17 protein-coding genes and 1 riboswitch are annotated in these 19,176 nt (G+C 71.1%); of the genes, 3 read left to right on the top strand and 14 right to left on the bottom strand.

Going from position 1 to position 19,176, the window contains the following annotated elements; all coding sequences use genetic code 11:
- Window positions 1–23: 23 nt before the first annotated feature.
- The gene (locus tag ACFSL4_RS07995; protein ID WP_381080012.1) at window positions 24–2,552 is read left to right on the top strand and encodes an ABC transporter permease; all 2,529 of its coding nucleotides are present in this window, start codon (window positions 24–26) and stop codon (window positions 2,550–2,552) included.
- Window positions 2,553–2,637: 85 nt separating this feature from the next.
- Here the strand turns inward: ACFSL4_RS07995 and ACFSL4_RS07990 are convergent, their stop codons facing one another.
- Entirely contained in the window at window positions 2,638–3,930 is a 1,293-nt protein-coding gene (locus ACFSL4_RS07990) for a class I SAM-dependent methyltransferase (protein ID WP_381080010.1), read from the bottom strand.
- A 245-nt stretch (window positions 3,931–4,175) separates the two neighbouring features.
- Window positions 4,176–5,558 (bottom strand): NAD(P)/FAD-dependent oxidoreductase, encoded by a 1,383-nt coding sequence (locus tag ACFSL4_RS07985; RefSeq protein ID WP_381080008.1) that lies wholly within the window; start codon window positions 5,556–5,558, stop codon window positions 4,176–4,178.
- A gap of 529 nt (window positions 5,559–6,087) precedes the next feature.
- Here ACFSL4_RS07985 and ACFSL4_RS07980 point away from each other — a divergent pair.
- Together ACFSL4_RS07980 and ACFSL4_RS07975 are read left to right on the top strand one after the other, a co-directional pair.
- A complete protein-coding gene (locus ACFSL4_RS07980) occupies window positions 6,088–6,360 on the top strand; it encodes a type II toxin-antitoxin system Phd/YefM family antitoxin (protein ID WP_381080006.1) in 273 nt (90 codons plus the stop codon).
- A complete protein-coding gene (locus tag ACFSL4_RS07975; RefSeq protein WP_381080004.1) occupies window positions 6,357–6,626 on the top strand; it encodes a type II toxin-antitoxin system RelE family toxin in 270 nt (89 codons plus the stop codon). The genes ACFSL4_RS07980 and ACFSL4_RS07975 overlap by 4 nt, the downstream gene beginning before the upstream one ends.
- A 4-nt stretch (window positions 6,627–6,630) precedes the next feature.
- Here the strand turns inward: ACFSL4_RS07975 and ACFSL4_RS07970 are convergent, their stop codons facing one another.
- From ACFSL4_RS07970 to ACFSL4_RS07915, 12 genes are all read right to left on the bottom strand, one after another.
- Window positions 6,631–7,572 carry a Ppx/GppA phosphatase family protein gene (locus tag ACFSL4_RS07970; protein ID WP_381080002.1) on the bottom strand — a complete coding sequence of 314 codons (942 nt, stop codon included), beginning with the start codon at window positions 7,570–7,572 and terminating at the stop codon, window positions 6,631–6,633.
- The gene (locus tag ACFSL4_RS07965; RefSeq protein WP_381080000.1) at window positions 7,569–8,201 is read right to left on the bottom strand and encodes a DUF501 domain-containing protein; all 633 of its coding nucleotides are present in this window, start codon (window positions 8,199–8,201) and stop codon (window positions 7,569–7,571) included. Before ACFSL4_RS07965 ends, ACFSL4_RS07970 begins: the two co-directional genes overlap by 4 nt.
- Before the next feature lie 28 nt (window positions 8,202–8,229).
- Window positions 8,230–8,709, bottom strand: a complete 480-nt coding sequence (locus ACFSL4_RS07960) for an FtsB family cell division protein (RefSeq protein ID WP_381079998.1) — start codon at window positions 8,707–8,709, stop codon at window positions 8,230–8,232.
- Window positions 8,710–8,809: 100 nt separating this feature from the next.
- Window positions 8,810–10,090 (bottom strand): phosphopyruvate hydratase, encoded by a 1,281-nt coding sequence (gene eno, locus ACFSL4_RS07955; protein ID WP_417820335.1) that lies wholly within the window; start codon window positions 10,088–10,090, stop codon window positions 8,810–8,812.
- Between the two features lie 314 nt (window positions 10,091–10,404).
- Window positions 10,405–11,079, bottom strand: a complete 675-nt coding sequence (locus ACFSL4_RS07950; protein ID WP_381079996.1) for a transglycosylase family protein — start codon at window positions 11,077–11,079, stop codon at window positions 10,405–10,407.
- 4 nt (window positions 11,080–11,083) lie between these two features.
- A riboswitch (cyclic di-AMP (ydaO/yuaA leader) is annotated at window positions 11,084–11,250 on the bottom strand.
- Window positions 11,251–11,437: 187 nt separating this feature from the next.
- A complete protein-coding gene (locus tag ACFSL4_RS07945) occupies window positions 11,438–12,367 on the bottom strand; it encodes a transglycosylase family protein (RefSeq protein ID WP_381079994.1) in 930 nt (309 codons plus the stop codon).
- 244 nt (window positions 12,368–12,611) lie between these two features.
- Window positions 12,612–13,931: a cytochrome P450 family protein gene (locus ACFSL4_RS07940; RefSeq protein WP_381079992.1), complete on the bottom strand. Its 1,320-nt coding sequence runs from the start codon at window positions 13,929–13,931 to the stop codon at window positions 12,612–12,614.
- 108 nt (window positions 13,932–14,039) lie between these two features.
- Window positions 14,040–15,074 (bottom strand): nucleoside triphosphate pyrophosphohydrolase, encoded by a 1,035-nt coding sequence (locus ACFSL4_RS07935; RefSeq protein WP_381079990.1) that lies wholly within the window; start codon window positions 15,072–15,074, stop codon window positions 14,040–14,042.
- A 72-nt stretch (window positions 15,075–15,146) separates the two neighbouring features.
- Window positions 15,147–15,803, bottom strand: a complete 657-nt coding sequence (locus tag ACFSL4_RS07930; RefSeq protein WP_381079988.1) for a SurA N-terminal domain-containing protein — start codon at window positions 15,801–15,803, stop codon at window positions 15,147–15,149.
- Between the two features lie 137 nt (window positions 15,804–15,940).
- Complete coding sequence (locus ACFSL4_RS07925; protein WP_381079986.1) at window positions 15,941–16,768, bottom strand: glycoside hydrolase domain-containing protein; 828 nt, start codon at window positions 16,766–16,768, stop codon at window positions 15,941–15,943.
- 151 nt (window positions 16,769–16,919) lie between these two features.
- On the bottom strand, window positions 16,920–18,401 hold the full coding sequence (locus tag ACFSL4_RS07920) for a serine/threonine-protein kinase (protein WP_381080138.1): 1,482 nt from the start codon (window positions 18,399–18,401) through the stop codon (window positions 16,920–16,922).
- Window positions 18,402–18,439: 38 nt separating this feature from the next.
- A complete protein-coding gene (locus ACFSL4_RS07915) occupies window positions 18,440–18,988 on the bottom strand; it encodes a hypothetical protein (RefSeq protein ID WP_381079984.1) in 549 nt (182 codons plus the stop codon).
- Window positions 18,989–19,176 lie beyond the last annotated feature (188 nt).

Raw genomic sequence — 19,176 nt, 5'->3', positions numbered from 1 at the left:
AACCCAGCCCTGGACAGAGAGAAATGTTCCGAACCGCCCTGCGCACCGTGCTCGCGCACAAGGCCAGGCTGCTCATGACCGTCCTCGCCGTGATGCTCGGCGTGGCATTCGTGTCGGGCACCCTGGTCTTCACCAACACCATCTCGGACGCCTACCAGAAAAGCTCCGCCAAGGGCTTCGACCAGGTCGACGTCGCCATCCGCCCGGAAGGCCGCAAGGACACCGGCGACACGCTCGGCAAGGAGCCCGAGCTGACCCAGGCCCTCCTCGACAGGGCCGCAGCGGCGCGGGGCGCCGGCAGCGCCATCGGCGTCGTCAACGGCTTCACCGCCATCGCCGGCAAGGACGGCAAACTCATCGGCGGCGGCTTCCAGTCCCAGGGCGGCAACTACTGGGGCGCCAAGGACCCCCGGTATCCGATCGTGAGCGGGCACGCCCCCCAGGGGCAGAACGAGGTCCTCATCGACTCCGAGACCGCCGGGCGCGCCGGCTACGAGGTCGGCGACACCGTGCGCCTCTCCATCGACGGGCCCGTCCTGACCCCGAGGATCACCGGCATCTTCACCACCGACGACGGCAACGTCGCCGCCGGCGGCAGCCTCGCCCTGTTCGACACGGCCACCGCCCAGCGGCTGTTCCACAAGGGCGGGACGTACGACAAGATCGACGTGAAGGCCGCCCCCGGCACCGGCCAGATCGCCCTGCGCAACGCGCTGGACGAGATCGTCCCCAAGGACGTCGCCTCCACCGCCACCGGCCGGCAGCTCGCCGACGACCAGGCCCAGCAGATCGCCTCCGAGACCAGCAGCATGCGCACCGGGCTGCTGGTCTTCGCGGGGATCTCGCTGTTCGTCGGCACGTTCATCATCGCCAACACCTTCACGATGCTGGTCGCCCAGCGCACCAAGGAGCTGGCGCTGCTGCGCGCGGTCGGCGCCTCCCGCCGTCAGATCACCCGGTCCGTACTCGTCGAGGCGTTCGTGGTCGGGGCGGTCGCGGCCGTCAGCGGTCTGGTGGCGGGCGTCGGCATCGGCGCGGGGCTGCGGTCGCTGGTGGGCAAACTCGGCGGAACCGTTCCGGACGGCCCCCTCGTGATCACCCCGGGCACGGTCGTGACCGCCCTCGCCGTGGGCATCCTGATCACGATGCTGGCCGCCTGGCTGCCGGGCCGCCGCGCCGCGAAGATCCCGCCGGTCGCCGCGATGAGCAGTGTCCACGCGCAGGCGTCCATGAAGTCCCTGGTCGTCAGGAACACGATCGGCGCCCTGCTCTCCGCGGCCGGCGTCACCACCGTTCTGTACGCCACCACGCTGGACGGCGACGCCGGCCAGATGCCGATGGGCGCCGGTGCGGTGCTCCTCGTGATCGGGGTCTTCGTCCTCACACCGCTGCTGTCCCGCCCGCTGATCGCGGCCGCCGCGCCCCTCCTGCGCGCCTTCGGGGTCTCGGGGAAGCTGGCCCGGCAGAACGCGGTGCGCAACCCGCGCCGCACCGCGGCCACCGCTTCGGCCCTGATGATCGGCCTGACCCTGATCACCGGACTGACGGTGATGGCGGGCAGCCTGCAGACCGCGATCGACAAGATGGCCGCCTCGGCGCTCAAGGCGGACTACGTGGTGTCGATGGCGAACGGCAACACGCTCTCACCCGGCGTCGAGAAGACGCTGAAGTCGACCGACGGGGTCACCGTGACCAGCCCGCTGCGCAACGCGCCCTCGCGCATCGACGGCGAGACCGAGTACCTGACCGGCGTCAACGGCGCCACGATCGGCGAACTGACCGATCTGACGGTCCTGGACGGCGCCTTCAAGGTCGGCGGCACCGGGGTGGTCGTCGACGACGGCACGGCCGGGTCCCACCACTGGACGGTGGGCTCGCGGTTCACGGTCTCGTACGAGGACGGCAAGAAGCAGGTGCTGACGGTGGCCGGTGTCTACCGGAAGACCGAGATGATGCGCGGCATCATGCTGGACCTCGCCACCCTCTCCCCGCACCAGAGCGACCCGTCCGACATGCAGGTGATGGTCAGGACGTCGGGCGGCGCCACCGCGTCGGCCAAGAGCACGCTGGAGAAGGCGCTCGGCGACAACCCGGCCGTCCTGGTCCAGGACAAGAAGGACATCTCCCACCGCATCGCGCAGATCTTCACACTGATGCTGAACATGCTCTACGGCCTGCTGGCCATGGCGGTGCTCGTCGCCGTCCTCGGCGTCATCAACACGCTGGCCATGTCGGTCTTCGAGCGCTCCCAGGAGATCGGGATGCTGCGCGCGATCGGACTCGACCGCAGGGGAATCAAACGGATGGTCCGCCTTGAGTCCCTGGTGATCTCGCTCTTCGGCGGGGTACTCGGCCTCGGCCTGGGCGTGTTCTTCGGCTGGGCGGCCGGTGAACTGCTCGGCACGAAGATGGCGACCTACGAACTGGTCCTGCCCTGGGGCCGGATGGCTCTCTTCCTCCTGCTGGCCGCGGTGGTCGGCGTGCTGGCCGCCCTGTGGCCGGCCCGGCGGGCGGCCCGTCTGAACATGCTCACTGCGATCAAGTCGGAGTAGCGGCGACGACCGGCCGGGCCCCGTCCGTTCACCGTCCGGACGGGGCCCTTTCGTGGTGCGGGGCGGTGCGGGGAGGAACCCGGGGTCAGTTCCAGGTACGGGCGCGCAACGGCATCCCGGACGTGCCCGGCTCCGGCGTCCGCACGGCGAGGACCTGGTTGACGCCGATGCGGTTGCGCTCGAAGGCGAGGGCTGAGGCGGCCATGTAGAGGCGCCAGACGCGGGCGCGGCCCGCACTGGTGAGGCGCTGCGCCCGCCCCCACTGGCCCTCCAGGTTGGCGACCCAGCGGCGCAGGGTGAGGCCGTAGTGCTCGCGCAGGGACTCGACGTCGCGGACCTCGAACCCGGCGCGCTCCAGCTGGGTCACCGTGGTGCCGAGGGGGGCGAGTTCGCCGTCCGGGAAGACGTACGCGTCGATGAAAGCGTCGACGGAGTACGAGGATTCGTCCCGCTGGGGCCGCCGGGCGATCTGGTGGTTGAGCAGCCGCCCGCCCGGCTTCAGCTGGGCGTGCAGACCGCGGGCGTACTCCAGGTACCGCTCGGCGCCCACGTGTTCGGCCATGCCGATGGAGGAGATGGCGTCGAAGGGGCCGTCCGCGACGTCCCGGTAGTCCTGCACCCGGATCTCGACGCGATCGGTGAGCCCCTCGTCGGCGACCTGCTTGCGGGCGTACGCGGCCTGCTCCTCGGAGAGCGTGACACCGACGACGTCGACGCCGTGCTCGCGGGCGGCGTGCACGGCCAGGGAGCCCCAGCCGCAGCCGACGTCGAGAAGCCGCTGCCCCGGCTTCAGGCCCAGCTTGCGGCAGACCAGTTCCAGCTTGTCGCGCTGGGCGTCCTCCAGGGTGCCGTCCGGTGTGTCCCAGTAGGCGCACGAGTAGACCATGGAGGGCCCCAGGACGATTTCGTAGAAGTCGTTGCCGACGTCGTAGTGGTGGCTGATGGCCTGCTTGTCGCTGCGCCGGGTGTGGAGGTTGCCGCGGAACCGGCGGACCTCCTCGGGGGGCGGCGGGGGCGGCGGCAGCAGGCCCGCCATCCTGGCCAGCCCGCGGACGGCGGCGCGGACGTCCGGGTCGCGGACCGCCTCGGCGAGCCCGCGGGCGTCGTCCCCGCGCTCCCAGACGAGTCCGGCCATCAGCTCCAGGGCGGTGTACAGATCGCCGTCGACGCCCAGGTCCCCGGCGACCCACGCACGGACGAGGCCCAGTTCGCCGGGCTTCCACAGGACGCGGCGCAACGCGCGACGGTTGCGCACGAGGATGGCGGGTGCACCCGGCGGGCCGGCCTCCGAACCGTCCCAGGCCCGGATGCGCACCGGGAGCGGGGCTCCCAGCAACTGTTCGACGAGGCCCTTCAGCCGCCGCGCGGTATCAGCCATGGTGCACACCTCCGTGACAGGTCCCGGAATGTCCAACACCACGAAAACACCTGAGGGGCCAATTCGCAGTCCCCCATCGGCGTTACGGCTGTGCAAAATACCGGCGTCCGCCCGGTCGGCCCCCGCTCCGCCCGGCGGCCCGGCCCCGCCCGCCGGGCGGTCCGCACCCGTCGCCGTACACCGAAGGGGCCGCCCGCACCACGGATGGCGGGCGGCCCCTTCGGGGACTGCGGGTTGGCCGGAGGTCAGGAAGCCTTGGCCTTCTCCTCGGTCCTGGCCGCGACCGGGACCGGGACCGGCTTGGCGGCCTCGTAGAACTCGTCGCGCGGAGCGTGGATCGCGCCGAGCGCGACGACCTCGCGCTTGAGGAACAACGCCAGCGTCCACTCCGCGAAGATCCGGATCTTCCGGTTCCACGTCGGCATGGCAAGGCCGTGGTAGGTGCGGTGCATGTACCACGCCAGGCGGCCGCGCAGCTTGATCTTCACCTTGCCGACGACGATCATGGCGACGCCCTTGCGGAGGCCCAGCCCCGCGACCGCGCCCTTGTTGGCGTGGCTGTACTCCTTCTGCGGGAAGCCCCGCAGGCCGGCCACCACGTTGTCGCCGAGGGTCCTGGACTGGCGCAGCGCGTGCTGTGCGTTGGGCGGGCACCAGGCGTTCTCGTTGCCCGCCTTGCGGCCGATGAGGTCCGGCACCTGGGCGTTGTCGCCGGCGGCCCAGATGTAGTCCGTGCCCTTGACCTGGAGCGTGGGCTCGGTGTCCACGTGGCCGCGCGGTCCCAGCGGCAGGCCGAAGCGGGCCAGCGCCGGGTTGGGCTTGACGCCCGCGGTCCACACGATCGTGTTGGAGTCGACCTCGAGACCGTTCTTGAGCACCACGTGACCGCCGACGCAGGACTCCATGGACGTGGAGAGGTAGACCTCGACGCCGCGGCCCTCAAGGTGCTCCTTGCCGTACTGGCCGAGCTTGGGGCCGACCTCGGGGAGGATCTTGTCGGCGGCGTCGACGAGGATGAAGCGCATGTCGTCGCGGGACACGTTCTTGTAGTACTTGGCCGCGTCCCGGGCCATGTCCTCGACCTCGCCGATGGTCTCCGCGCCGGCGAAGCCACCGCCGACGAAGACGAAGGTGAGCGCCTTGCGGCGGACGTCCTCGTCGTTCGTGGAGTCGGCCTTGTCGAGCTGCTCGAGAACGTGGTTGCGCAGGCCGATGGCCTCCTCGATGCCCTTCATGCCGATGCCCTGCTCGGCGAGCCCGGGGATCGGGAAGGTGCGGGAGACGGCGCCCAGCGCGATGACGAGGTAGTCGAAGGGCAGCTCGTACGCCTCGCCGACCAGCGGGGCGATGCGCGCGACCTTGCGGTCCTGGTCGATGCTGGTGACCCGGCCGGTGAGGACCTCCGCCTTCGGCAGCACGCGCCGCAGCGGGACGACGACGTGCCGGGGGGAGATGCTGCCGGCGGCGGCTTCGGGGAGGAAGGGCTGGTAGGTCATGTACGAGCGCGGGTCGACGACGGTGACGGTCGCCTCGCCGTAGCGCATCTTCTTCAGAATGCGTCGAGCTGCGTACAGGCCTACGTACCCACCGCCTACTACGAGGATCCTGGGACGCTCCGTGGTGCTCATGGCATCGAGTATCCACCCGTCCGCGGGGGGAGGCTCGTGCGCCCCTTCACAAGCTTGGGCAGGGTATCTGTTATAGTGCGCGACCCCGGCAAGGCAGGCCACGACATCACAAGGGAACAAGCGTACGAGCCGACCCTGGCCAAGGCCACGTGAGCTGCACCGAACCCCTGAGGAAGATCCACACGGGCCCCGGACCGGGGTCCGCACGACCCCGTGCTCTCGCTCGTGCGAGCACCCGCAAGGGCCCACCGAGCCCCAGGAATGGGCCGTTCGGCCCATGGTGCCGCCCGACGGGGGCGATTTCCTTGTGAAGAACTTCACGAACTTTTCCGTGGGCGCCTCCCCGAGGAGACCCCGAGGGCCCCTCGGGCGCGCTCATACGGTACCTGACCTGCTCAGGAGAGGCTACCGGCGAGTAGAAACCCCGCCCCACCACGCGCCGGACAAGCGATCCGTCGAGGATCGTCCACGAGCGCAACCCACTCGCCGAACCGAGTTACGTGTACACGATAACGCGTACACTGCCCGCGTGGCTGAGAACACCGTGACCGTGAGGGAAGCCCGCGCGCACCTCGCGGACCACATCAACCGGGCCGAGGAAGGCGTTCCGACCGTCATCACGCGCAACGGCGCCCCGGTGGCGGCCGTGGTCCCGATCGCGGACTTCGAGGCGCTGGAGGAAGCGGCCGACGTGATGCTGGCGCGCGAAGCGGAAGCGGTCCTGGCCGAGGGCGGCCCCACCGTGACGATGGCGGAACTGCTGGCGGATCTGTTCACCGAGCATGACGGCGAGGCGACGTGAAGTACGCCTTCCGGTTCACCACGGCGGCACAGCGGCAGCTCCGGGCCATCAGCCGGCCCGACGCCATGCGCATCCTGACCGCGCTGACCGCGCTCGGCGAGGACCCGTACCGCGAGGACGCCGACGTCGAGAAGCTCACCGGCCCGTCGGGGCTCTACCGGCTCCGGGTCGAAAGCTACCGGGTCGCCTGCCAGATCAACGATGGTGAACTCGTCATCCTCGTCGTCAAGGCGGGCGACCGGCGGGACGTCTACCGCAACCTGTAGGCGGTCAGGCCAGAGACCACCCGATGCCGTCCAGGATGTCGTGCTCGCTGACCACGACCTCCGCGGCCCCGGTCCGCTCCATGACCGCGAGCAGTACGAGGGCGCCCGCGCCGATGACGTCCACGCGTCCCGGGTGCATGGAGGGGATGGCCGCGCGCTCGGCGTGCGTGGCCCTCAGGAGCCACTCGGTGATCTCCCGCACGCGGTCGTGGGAGAGGCGGGAGTGGTGGATCCTCGCCGAGTCGTACTCCGGCAGGTCCTGCGCGATCGCCGCGACCGTGGTCACCGAACCCGCGAGCCCGACCAGTGTGTGCGCCTCGCGCAGCGGCACCGACCGCTCCGCCAGGTCCAGCGCGGTCTCGACATCGGACCGTATGGCCGCGATCTGCTCCTCGGTGGGCGGGTCGGTCACGGCCCCGTCGCGCACGAGGTGGCGCTCGGTCATGCGGACGCAGCCGATGTCGACGGACCGGGCGCCGCGCACGTGGTCGTCGCCGACGACGAACTCCGTGGACCCGCCACCGATGTCCACGACGAGGAAAGGCCCCGCGAGGTCCTCCCGGCCGGCCAGCTCCTTGGTCGCGCCCGTGAAGGAGAACTCCGCCTCCTGGTCGCCGGAGATGACCTCGGGCTCGACACCGAGGATGTCCAGGACGCCACGCACGAACTCCTCCCGGTTCTCGGCGTCCCGGGAGGCGGAGGTGGCGACGAAGCGGATCCGCTCCACGCCGTGCTTCTCGATGATCTCGGCGTACTCGCGGCAGGCGGCGAAGGTCCGCCGGAGCGCCTCCGGCGCGAGCCGCCCGGTGCGGTCCACGCCCTGGCCGAGCCGGACGATGGTCATCCGCCGGTCCAGGTCGACGAGTTGACCGGTCGCCGGGTCCGCGTCCGCGACCAGCAGCCGGATGGAGTTCGTACCGCAGTCGACGGCGGCGACCCGGGTCACTGGTCGTCCTCCCCGGAATCGGCCGCGTCTGCGGCATCGGCGGCGGCGAGGGGCTTGAAAGCGAACCAGCCGGAGTCCGACTCCTGCACCTGCCACTCCTCGCCGGACGGCGGCTCCCCGGGCGTCACGCACGGCCCCTTGCGCCACCATTCGGGCAGCATCGCGATCGCCTCGTCACCGAGCGGGTTGACGCCCGGTCCCGCGGCCAGGGAGTGCGCCACGAGCACATGCAGGCACTTCACCCGGTCCGGCATGCCGCCCGCGCTCGGAAAGCCCTCCAGGACCTCCACGGCGTCTCGGCGGGCGATGTAGTCCTCGTGCGCGGCCCGGTAGGCGGCGGCCAGCTCCGGGTCGGTGGCCAGGCGGTCCGTCATCTCCTTCATGACGCCGTTCGCCTCCAGGGTGCCGATGGCGGAGGCGGCGCGCGGGCACGTCAGGTAGTACGTCGTCGGGAACGGTGTCCCGTCGGGGAGCCGCGGCGCCGTCTCCACGACGTCCGGCTGCCCGCACGGGCACCGGTGCGCGATCGCGCGCAGCCCGCGCGGCGGGCGCCCGAGCTGCTGCGTGACGGACTGGACGTCCGCGTCCGTGGGCTCGGTGCGCGGGGTGGGCGGCGGAGGGATTTCCATGGCTGCTTTCAGGCTGTCTTTCTCGGTATCACTTGCCGGACGACGCGTCGGACTTGTCGACGCCGAACCAGATGTTGGCGTACCAGGGGCGCAGGGACCTCGTCCGGTCCGTGTGCGACCGCTCGGCCGGGTGCGGGTCGATCACGACGTACCCGGTCTCCCCCGGCATCACATAGTGCAGCCGCTGCCGGATCTGCTGCTCCGCGTACGCGTCGTCCTGCCAGCGGGCCTTGAGGTCGCGCAGTTGCTCGACCCGCCGGCGGGCCTGCTCCTGCTGCCGCTCCAGATCGGCGATGTCCGCACGCTGGGAGACGTACTGCCGCATCGGGTAGGCGAGCGCCACGATCAGCGAGCACAGGACGAGTGCGAGCAGGGCGGCCCGGCCGGTGAGCCGGGAGCGGCGGGCCTGCCGTCTGCTCTGGGAGCGGTAGACCCGGGCCGCCGTCTGCTCGCCGAGCAGCCTCAGCCTGGTCGCTGTGGAGAACCGGTCGCGGTCCTTCACGGCCATCTCTCCCGCCTCCCCTTCACACGTGCGTACGTCCCCGCACACGGTACGGGACCGAGTACGGGGACGTACGGACGACTGGCTAAGGCGTTGCCCTGGTCGCTCAGCCCTTGAAGCGCGGGAAGGCGCTGCGGCCGGCGTAGACCGCGGCGTCGTCGAGGATCTCCTCGATGCGCAGCAGCTGGTTGTACTTGGCCACGCGCTCGGAGCGGGCCGGGGCACCGGTCTTGATCTGGCCGCAGTTGGTGGCGACGGCCAGGTCGGCGATGGTGACGTCCTCGGTCTCGCCGGAGCGGTGGGACATCATGCACTTGAAGCCGTTGCGCTGGGCCAGCTCGACGGCGTCCAGGGTCTCGGTCAGCGAGCCGATCTGGTTGACCTTGACGAGCAGCGCGTTGGCGGTGCCCTCCTCGATCCCGCGGGCCAGGCGCTCCGGGTTGGTGACGAACAGGTCGTCGCCGACGAGCTGGACCTTGTCGCCGATCCTGTCGGTGATGACCTTCCAGCCGGCCCAGTCGTCCTCGAACAGCGGATCCTCGATGGAGACCAGCGGGTAGGCCGCGACGAGCTCCTCGTAGTACTCCGTCATCTCGGCGGCGGAGCGCTCCTTGCCCTCGAAGAGGTACTTGCCGTCCTTGTGGAACTCGGAGGCGGCGACGTCGAGGGCGAGGGCGATCTGCTGGCCGGGGGCGTAGCCCGCCTCCTTGATCGCCTCCAGGATGAGGTCGAGGGCCTCGCGGTTGGAGCCGAGGTTCGGGGCGAAGCCGCCCTCGTCGCCCAGGCCGGTGGACAGGCCCTTGTTCTTCAGCACCTTCTTGAGGGTGTGGTAGACCTCGGCGCCCCAGCGCAGGGCCTCGGAGAAGGACTCCGCGCCGATCGGGGCGATCATGAACTCCTGGATGTCCACGTTGGAGTCGGCGTGCGAGCCACCGTTGAGGATGTTCATCATCGGCACCGGCAGCAGGTGCGCGTTCGGGCCGCCCAGGTAGCGGAACAGCGGCAGGTCGCTGGCCTCGGAGGCGGCGTGCGCGACGGCGAGGGAGACGCCGAGGATGGCGTTGGCGCCGAGGGAACCCTTGTTGTCGGTGGCGTCCAGGTCGAACATGGCCTGGTCGATCAGGCGCTGCTCGGTGGCGTCGTAGCCGACCAGCTCCGGGCCGATCTGCTCGATGACCGCGAGAACGGCCTTCTCGACGCCCTTGCCCTGGTACCGGTTCGGGTCGCCGTCGCGCAGCTCGATGGCCTCGAAGGCGCCGGTGGAGGCGCCGGACGGAACGGCGGCACGACCCGTGCTGCCGTCGTCGAGGCCGACCTCGACCTCGACCGTGGGGTTGCCTCGGGAGTCCAGGATTTCCCGGGCTACGACGACGTCGATGGACGGCACGAGCATCTCCTTCGTGGATGTGACGCTGAGAGTGCGGGGCACCTTGCGACTAGAGACTAACCGTCCCCGGGATGCCGGAAGCCGACCGACCGTCCCGTGGACAGAGTGACGGTACACATTGTTTCCGCACGGAACAAAGGGCCTGGGAGGAGAGGCGGCGAACGTCACGGGCACACGGGCAAAAAACCCCGCTCCGGTGCGTTCGGGGGAAAACGCACCGGAGCGGGGAGCCTGTGGGGCGGGGCGGTCCTCACGCGACCTCCGCTGTGGGGGCCGCGCCTGCGGGGGCCTGCGCTCCGGCTGCCGGACGGCCGTCACTTCAGGTGCAGCCGCTGGCCCGGGTAGATGAGGTCGGCATCCTTGACGACGCCCTTGTTCAGCTGGAACAGCTTCGGCCAGCCGCCCTTGATGTGATGCTCGGCGGCGATGCCGCTGAGGGTGTCACCCTTGACCACCGTGTACTCGCCGTTGCCCTTCTCGACCTTCGGGGCGGCCGGGGTGGTGGCGGCCTTCGGAGCGGCCGGGCGCGCGGCCGACCGGGAGGACTGCTGCGTGGCCGGGCGGGTGGCGGGCTTGGCGGCGCTCGACGAGCCGCCGCTCACGGCGCCGCTGTAGGGGGTGCTGGACAGGCCCTTGCCGCAGACCGGCCAGGCGCCCTTGCCCTGGCCCGCGAGGACCTTCTCGGCGATGGCTATCTGCTGCGCCTTGGTGGCCAGGTCGGCGCGCGGGGCGTAGGCGGTGCCGCCGAACGCGGCCCACGTGGAGTTGGTGAACTGCAGGCCACCGTAGAAACCGTTGCCGGTGTTGATGGACCAGTTGCCGCCGGACTCGCACCGGGCGACGGCGTCCCACTCGGCGGCGGTGGCGGCCGAGGCGTTGCCGGCCGCGAGCAGCGGGGCGGCGACGGCGGCGCCGGTGACGCCGGCGAGCGCGATGACACGGGCGGTTTTGGACGGGCGGCGGTGCTTGCCGTTGCCGGAACACAGCATGGTTCGTTCCCCTCACCGACGCCTGCGAGGTGAGCTGTCGGGTTCGGGCCGGTTGAGTTGCCCGGCCGCGCTCGTCAGGGCGCGCGGCTTCACCCCAAGCCGTTCCCGGTCAACGTCCGGGCACGGCACTTACCTTGGGTCCCCCGCTCCTGCCTACGGCGCTTGACGCGACGACTGTTTCCGTACGGCCGCCGGCAGGATTCGGCGTGGCGGCCATGGGAGCCCGCTGGAGCGAGCGGCAAGACCGTAAGCAGTCGATCCACCGAATTTCAAAGCCGATCAGGGCGAGTGAGACCCATCTCTCACTTTCACCAAACGGGACATACCGCGTGAAGTGGGATGTGAACCACCATCTCCGCTACGGCAGTTCAGGACTGCCCGCCGCCCCGTCGACATCGAGCGCAAGGCTCTGACCGGGGAGGATGAGGTCGGGATCGGTACCGACCGTCTGCTTGTTCGCGTCATACAGCGCCGTCCACCCGCCGGTGAGGTCAAGGGAGTCGGCGATGCCCGACAGGCTGTCCCCGGGACGGACGGTGTACGAGCCGCCGTCGGCGGACAGCGGCACGGACGAGTCGCGCGAGGCATGACGGCCGGCCACGTCACCGGTCCGGCCGTCCGGGGCACTCCCCTCGGTACTGCCACCGCGATGGCGGCCCGCACCGGAGTCCCCGGACTCCCCGGCACCCGAAGAGGCCCCATTCCGATCGGACTTGTCCGAGTCATCACCGTTCGCCGCACCGGCCGCCGAGTCACCGGAATCGACGCGATCGCCGGATTCACTCGCATTCGCCTTGCTCTTACCGGAATCGGCGGTCGAAGCCGCGGAAGGGGACGAAGAGGGAGAAGGGGAGGAAGATACCGAAGAGCCACCCGATATGGGCGACTCGGACAGGCCGGAGTCGGCACCGGAGCCCGAGGCCGAACCGCCGCCGGACGCGTCGCCGGCGACCCCCGTGTCGACCCGGGCGGCGGCCGGGTCCTTGTCCAGGCCTGAGAGCAGGCCGCAGCCCGGCCACACGGAGACGCCCCGGTCGGCGAGGATCTTCTCGGCGACGGCGATCTGCTGCGAGCGGCTGGCCTGGTCGGGGCGCGGGGCGTAGTCCAGGCCGCCGTGGGCGTCCCAGTCGTCCTGCGACATCTGAAGTCCGCCGAAGCGGCCGTTGCCGGTGTCGGCGCTCCAGGATCCGCCGCTCTCGCACTCCGCGACCCGGTCCCAGGTCGTGCCGCTGGCCGCGCTCGCACCGGTGGCGCCGAGGAGCGGGATCGCGATCGCTGATCCGGTCACTCCCGCCGCGACGAGGAGAGCCGGAGCCTGACGGGGGCGACGGTGACGACCGGTCCCGGAGAGCATGCGGTTGCCTTTCACGTGACAGCAGCGACCAACGCGGCGGCCGTGGTGCACCGCCGTGTTGCGCGTGAACGTATCGGGACTCGAACGCCTGTCACAAGTCAATGCAGCGCAGATCACGTGGACATCACAGAGTTGAGGAGCAGTCAGCTTCCCAGTGGCCGTCGGCGTGTTCGCCACGTCATGAGGAGCGGCCTTCGCGGCTGCCGTGGCCTGTGTCGGGCTGCGGGGTGAACTCCACGGGCAGCGTGCGCAGTCCGCGCATGATGAGCCCGCCCCGCCAGCGCAGATCCGCGGGATCCGCGGCGAGTCGCAGGTCCGGGAGGCGGGTGAGGAGCGTCGCAAGCGCGGTCTGTCCCTCCAGTCGCGCGAGGGGGGCGCCGAGACAGTAGTGGATGCCGTGCCCGTATCCGAGGTGCTGGTTGTCGCGGCGGGAGAGGTCGAGGGCGTCGGGGTCGGCGAACCGCTCCGGATCCCGGTCGGCGGCGGCGAGGACGACGAGGACGGGGTCGCCGGGGGCGATGTGCTGCCCCCCGATGGTGACCGGCCGCGTGGCGAACCGCCAGGTCGCCAGCTCCACCGGACCGTCGTAGCGCAGGAGTTCCTCGACACCCGTGGCGAGCAGGTCCCGTTCGTGACGGGCCAGGGACGCCTGGAGGCGGGCCCGCTGTGCGGGATGGGTGAGGAGGGCGTACGTCCCGTTGCCGATGAGGTTGACGGTGGTCTCGAACCCGGCGAACAGCAGGATGAACGCCATGGCGGCGGCCTCGTTCTCGGTGAGGTGCTCGCCGTGGTCAAAGGCGCGGATGAGCCCGGAGATGAGGTCCTCACCAGGGTCCGGCGTGACGGGGAGGGCCTGGCGCTTGCGGTGGATGAGGTCCGCGAGGTAGCCGCGCATCTTCTTGACGGAGCGTGCGACCCCGCCCCGAGGCCCTCTTCCGTGACGGATCATCATCGCCGCCCAGTCCCGGAAGTCGTCCTGGTCCTCGCGGGGGACGCCGAGCATGTCGCAGATGGCGTAGATGGGGAGCGGGAAGGCGAAGTCGTGGATGAGGTCGGCGCGTCCGCGGCCCGCGAAGCCGTCGATGAGCCGGTCGGTCAGTTCCTGCACGCGGGGCGCGAACTCGGCGACGCGACGGGGGGTGAACGCCTTGGAGACGAGCCGGCGCAGCCGGGTGTGGTCCGGCGGGTCGATATTGAGCAGATGCGTCATCAACTCGGCCTTGCGCTCGCCGGGGATGCCGGTCCTGCCCTTGGCGTGCGCGGGCTCGTCGTGGTGCACCGGGTTCTTGCTGAGCCGCTGGTCGGCGAGGGCCTGCCGGGCATCGGCGTAACGGGTGACCAGCCATGCCTCCACACCGCTCGGCAGCCTGGTCCGGTACACGGGGGCGTGCTCGCGGAGCCAGGCGTAGGCGGGGTACGGGTCGGCGGCGAACTCCCAGGTGAAGAGTCCGGGGTCAGGACCGGGGCCGGCGGCGGGTGGCTGGGGCTGGGTGGTCACTCCCCGACGGTATCCGGCGGGTCGGACCGCCCGGCGAGGGGCCGGGCCACGGCCCCGGGTCACACCGCCCCTGCCCCCTGCCCGGGGCCCGGGCCCCGGGCCCCGGCGTCACTCAGCCCCGCTCTCCACCGCCCGGATCGCGTCCCGGTACGCCCGCCCCGCCGCCCGCAGAGCCGCCTCCGGGTCCACACCCTCCGTCTCCGCGCGCACCGCCAGGGCGAGCAGTTCGTAGCCGATCCCCTCGCCCCGGGGCAGCGGGACGTCGAGGCCCGCCGTCCGCACCCGTGAGGCGAGCTTCGCCGCCAGGGCGAGGCCCGGCTGTCCCAGGGGGATGCCCTCCGTCACCGATGTGCGCTGCTTCTCGACCGCCTTGGTGCGCAGCCAGTGCTCCTTGACCTCTTCCGGCGTCGTCGCGGTCTCGTCGCCGAACACGTGCGGGTGGCGGTGGATCAGCTTGGTGACGATGCCACCCGCCACGTCGTCGACGGAGAAGGGGGCGTCCGGGTCCTCCTCGGCTATCCGGGCGTGGAAGACGACCTGGAGCAGGACGTCTCCGAGCTCCTCGCGCAGCTCGTCGCGGTCGCCCGCCTCGATGGCCTCGACCAGCTCGTACGCCTCCTCGATGCCGTACTTGGCCAGGCCCTCGTGGGTCTGCCGGGAGGACCAGGGGCACTCGGCGCGGATGCGGTCCATGACCTGCACCAGGTCGAGGAGGCGGGCGCCGGGCAGGTCGTAGGACGCGGGGAGCAGCTCCAGCTCCGGCATCCGGACCCTGCCCGAGCCCGCCAGCCCGGCCAGGCCGTCGGTGAGTCGGGGCTCGCCCTCACCGGTCGCGACCACGACCACCGTGCGGCCGCCGTCGCAGGCGTCGACCAGCTCCCGCGCGGTCGGGGCGGCCTCCTCGACGGTGATGCCCGCCTCACGCAGATAGGGCAGCTGCGGGTGCGCGCCGTCCGCGCACAGGACCCGGTCGGCGCCGTGCAGCGCCTGCCAGGCGGGCCAGGACAGCAGGCCGGGCGCGACCCGGTGGCTGGTGGTGAGCAGGACGATACGGCCGGGGGCCGCGGCGGCCGCGCCGGACGCGGGGACCGCGGAAGCGGCGGTTCCGTACGAACCGTCGCCGCGAGGGCTGGTTGCGTTCACCCTTCGAACGTAACCCACGTCACCGACAGCCCCGGAGTTGTCCACAGGCCCGGCTGGACGGCCGGGCCCGGGTCACGCCGTCTGCAGCGGCGTCGCCGCCCCCGAGACCTGCTTGACCCACGGCATCTTCACATCCACGCGGGTGCTCTTCTCCACGTCCCACGTGCCGTAGCGCGGGTTCAGTTCGATCCGCAGCTCCTTCGACGCCTTGGACATCGCCTTCCAGAAGGAGGCCTTGCCGTCGGTCGTGCTCATGTCGGCGCCGAGCGCGGCGGCGAGTTTCTGCGCCTCGACCTCGGTGCGCAGGCTGTCGTCGATGCGCTCGGGAGCCACCCCGTACTGCTGCAGCCAGGCCGACTGCAGCGCCTTCGCGCCGCCCGCCTGCTGCTCCAGGCTCGTCCGCATCCGCTCCACGTCCTGGGCACTGGCGTGCACGCCCGCGTTCCTGGCGGCACGGTCCAGCACCCGGTCGAGGACCAGGCTGTGCAGCGTGTCACGGGTGAGGGTGCCGGTCCGGCCGAGAATCTGCTGGTACTGGGCGTCGTCCGGGGCAGCGGCGCGCTGGGCCGCACGTACCTCGTTCACCCGGCTCTCCAACTGTGTGACCGTGATCCGCTCTCCCCCGACGACGGCCGCGGCGCCCGGATGCGGTGAACCACCGCAGGCGCTGAGGAGGGGGACCGCGGCCAGAGCGGCGCTGAGGGCGATCGCGGTGCGACGGCGGTACAAGGTGGCCTCCTGAAGAGATTGTGCGACGGTGCACAAAGTCTTGCGATGATCGATGGTAGGCAGTGGTCGCGCTCTGGCCAACCCATTCGGCCAACGATTCGCCTGGACCTCGGGCACCGTCCGCGCCCGCCCCGGCGTCAGCCGGTGATGGCCACCGGCCCGTCCCACGCGTCGCGGTCCACGGTGATCGTGTGACCGTTGCGCGTCTCCTTGCTGTTGACCATGTACTGATGGCCGCGGCTGTGGTTGGTGTACTGCGTGGTGGCCCATGGCCAGTCCTTGGTCGTCGTGTACTTCTTGTCCCACAGCGCGTACCAGAGGTTGCCCGGCAGGCCGGTCCGGTTCTTCGCGGTGGCGACGGCCTTGGCACTGGAGCTGGTGAAGCCGTAGAAGCCGGCGCGGTACGTCTTGGCGTGCAGGCCCTTGTCGAAGGCGCGCACGTATGTCAGCACGGCGTCGTTGCACGACGTGTCGGTGATGTCGTACGGCTCCATGTCGAGGTAGATCGCGCTGCCGGCCTTCATGCCGAGCGCCGACGCCTTGGCCACCGCGTCCGCGGCGTCCTTCGTCCCCAGGGAGGCGGCGGTGGAGGCGGTGAGCTTCTCGGGGTTGGAGCTCTTCCGGCACGGCGGCTGCGCGCCGACGTAGATCGGGATGAGCTTCCAGCCGATCGAGCTGACCGACTTCACCCAGGAGGCGGTGAGGTTGGGCTGGCTGCAGCCGCGGTTCCTACCGCCGACATAGACGGCGGCGGCGCCGTAGAAACCGGTGTGCCAGGCCTTCATCGCGGCCAGCGACGGAGCGGTGCAGGTGTCGAAGGCGTGGCCGGTGAAGGTGCGCTGGGCGGGCCAGGTCGTGGCCGCCATCGAGGTCTGCGCGGCGATCCCGGCCCCGGCGACCACGGCGGCCCCGGTCACGGCCCACGCGATGTATCTGCGCTTCTTGGACAGCCGATGGTTCGACATGAAAGGCCCCACCCCTGGTCGCGCGATGCCGGTGCATGATTCAAACGAATGCAACGTAATGGACGTCAGGTCCGCGCCTGGAAAAGGTAATCCCTCCGGACGCACAAGGTTCCTTCAGGGCACCGCAAAACGCCGATGCCTCGTGCGCCTCTCAGCCGCGCACCTGTCCCAGCCACTGCAGGGTCCGGCGGATGTCCCCGGCCAGCGGATGGCCGGGCCCGCGCAGACGTTCCACGTCGTGCAGGAGCCGTACGAGGGTGTCGTGGGCGGCCGCGCGGTCGCCGAGGGCGAGGAGCAGGTGCCCGATGCGGCGGCGTACCTCGTGCGCCGGTTCGGGATCACCCGCGACGTACTGGTTCTCGTAGTACGGCAGCAGCGAGCGGTACTCGGCGAGCGCCGCCGCGGGTTCGCCGAGCTGCTCCAGGCACTGCGCGGCGTCGTAGCGGAAGCGCAGGACCTGGGGGTCGGCCTGGCCCGCGTCGGTGGCGCGTTCGTCGGCGAGGCGGCGCAGTTCGGGCAGGGCGCGCCGGTACTGGCCGTCGTCCATGAGCGTGGCCGCGTACTGCTTGCGCAGGGAGCGGACGACCGGCGAGTGCTCGCCGTGCTGGGCCGCGGCGGCCGGGAGGATCGCACCGAGGATGTCGACGGCCTGGGTGATGCGGCCCTGGCCGAGCAGTCGCTTGACCTCCTCAACGGCGCCCGCGACATCGGGTTTCTCGACCGCGGGCGCCGGCTGCGGCTGGGGCGCCGGGGTGCGCGCACGGTCCGGCCAGGGAGCGTGCGGGCGGAGGAAGGGGCGCGTGGGGTCGAGCGGAGCACCCGTGGGCATGCCGCGCGCCGGGAGGAGCGGGAGCAGGTGCTCGTACGTCTCCTGCGCGGAGGCCGGGCGGTGCTGCGGGTCCTTGGCGAGCAGGCTCAGGACGAGTGATTCGAGCACCTCGGGCACTTCAGGGCGCAGTCGGCGGACGGGGACCGGGGGCTCGTAGAGGTGGCGGTGCAGCACGCCGAGCGCGGTGGAGCCGCTGAACGGCACGTCGCCGCTGAGGAGTTCGTGTATGAGGACGCCGAGCGCGTACAGGTCCGTGTACGGGCCGACCGCGCCGCCCATCGCCTGCTCGGGCGCCATGTAGGCGGGCGAGCCGATGGGGGAGCCGGTGTGGGTGAGACGGGTCGTGTCCGAGTCCATCACCGAGGCCACGCCGAGGTCGAGGACGGTGACCGTGCCGTCCTGCTTGACCATCACGTTCCGGGGCTTCAGGTCACGGTGGATGATCGGCACGGCGTGCACGGCGGAGAGCACGGCGCACAGTTGCGCCGCCACGGCCACGACCCACTGCCAGGGGTACGGATCGTGCTCGGCCAGATGGTCGGCGAGGTCGGCCCCGTCGACGTACTGCATGACGAGATACAGCTCCTCGCCCTCGCTGCCCGCGTCGTGCACGGTCACCAGGCCGGGGTGGTCGACCTGCGCGGTGACCCGGCACTCGCGCATGAAACGGCGGCGCAGTTCGTCCGCCTCCTGGCCCGCGACCTTGTCGGGGCGCAGCAGTTTGACGGCCACGCGCCGGTCCAGGCGACGGTCGTACGCAGTCCAGACCTGGCCCATACCGCCCTGACCGATGAGCGTGGACAGTTCGTAGCGGCCGGCGACGATCCGTCCGGTCGCCACGCTCACCTGCCGTCCTCGTGCTTGCGCAGGTAGTCGCTGAGTTCGTCGAGTTCGGCCCTCACCTGGTCGATGCGCGCGGGTGCGGGACTCTGCGGCTGCGGGGGCGGCGGCGCGGGCGTGTACGGGAACGGCTGGGTCTGCGGGGGCGTGACGCCGTACGGCGCGGCGGGCGGATAGCCGTAGCCCGGCTGGTAGCCCATGGTGTGCGGCAGCGGGCCGACGGGCGGCAGGGCACGGTGGTGGCGTATGTCGAAGACCACGAACCACGCGCTGCTGAGCGCGCCGAGGAGGAGGATGACGGACAGCGCCACATCGCCCCGGTGGTCGTTCTCCGGGACGGAGCCGATCACGGCGAAGCACACGATGACCACGGGCAGACTGGCCCAGGCCAGGAGCCAGTCTCCCCATTTGCCGCGCAGCACGGCGATCCGGAACAGCGGGACGCAGGCGAGCAGTCCGCAGGTCAGGAACCCGGCGAGGGCGAACAGCACGCGCAGGGTGATGACCGTGCCCGTACTGCGGGTGCGCGGCGCCGCGCCGTGGCCGTACATGGCTGCTCCTGGAACCGGGTGAGGACGGACGGACGAGTGTCGGAGTCCGAGGGTATAGCCCGGCTCGGACACACGGTCCCGGGGTGTGCCGAACCGTTGCCGTTCCGAACCGGAGGCACCGGACGGCGTCGCGGACGGTGAACGCGGGTGGGGCGAGCGTGAGTGCGGTGCGGCGCGGGTCGGTGTGG

This window comes from Streptomyces caeni, assembly GCF_042678285.1.
GTDB classification, from domain to species: domain Bacteria; phylum Actinomycetota; class Actinomycetes; order Streptomycetales; family Streptomycetaceae; genus Streptomyces; species Streptomyces caeni.
This window is presented reverse-complemented; position numbering and strand designations above follow the sequence as displayed.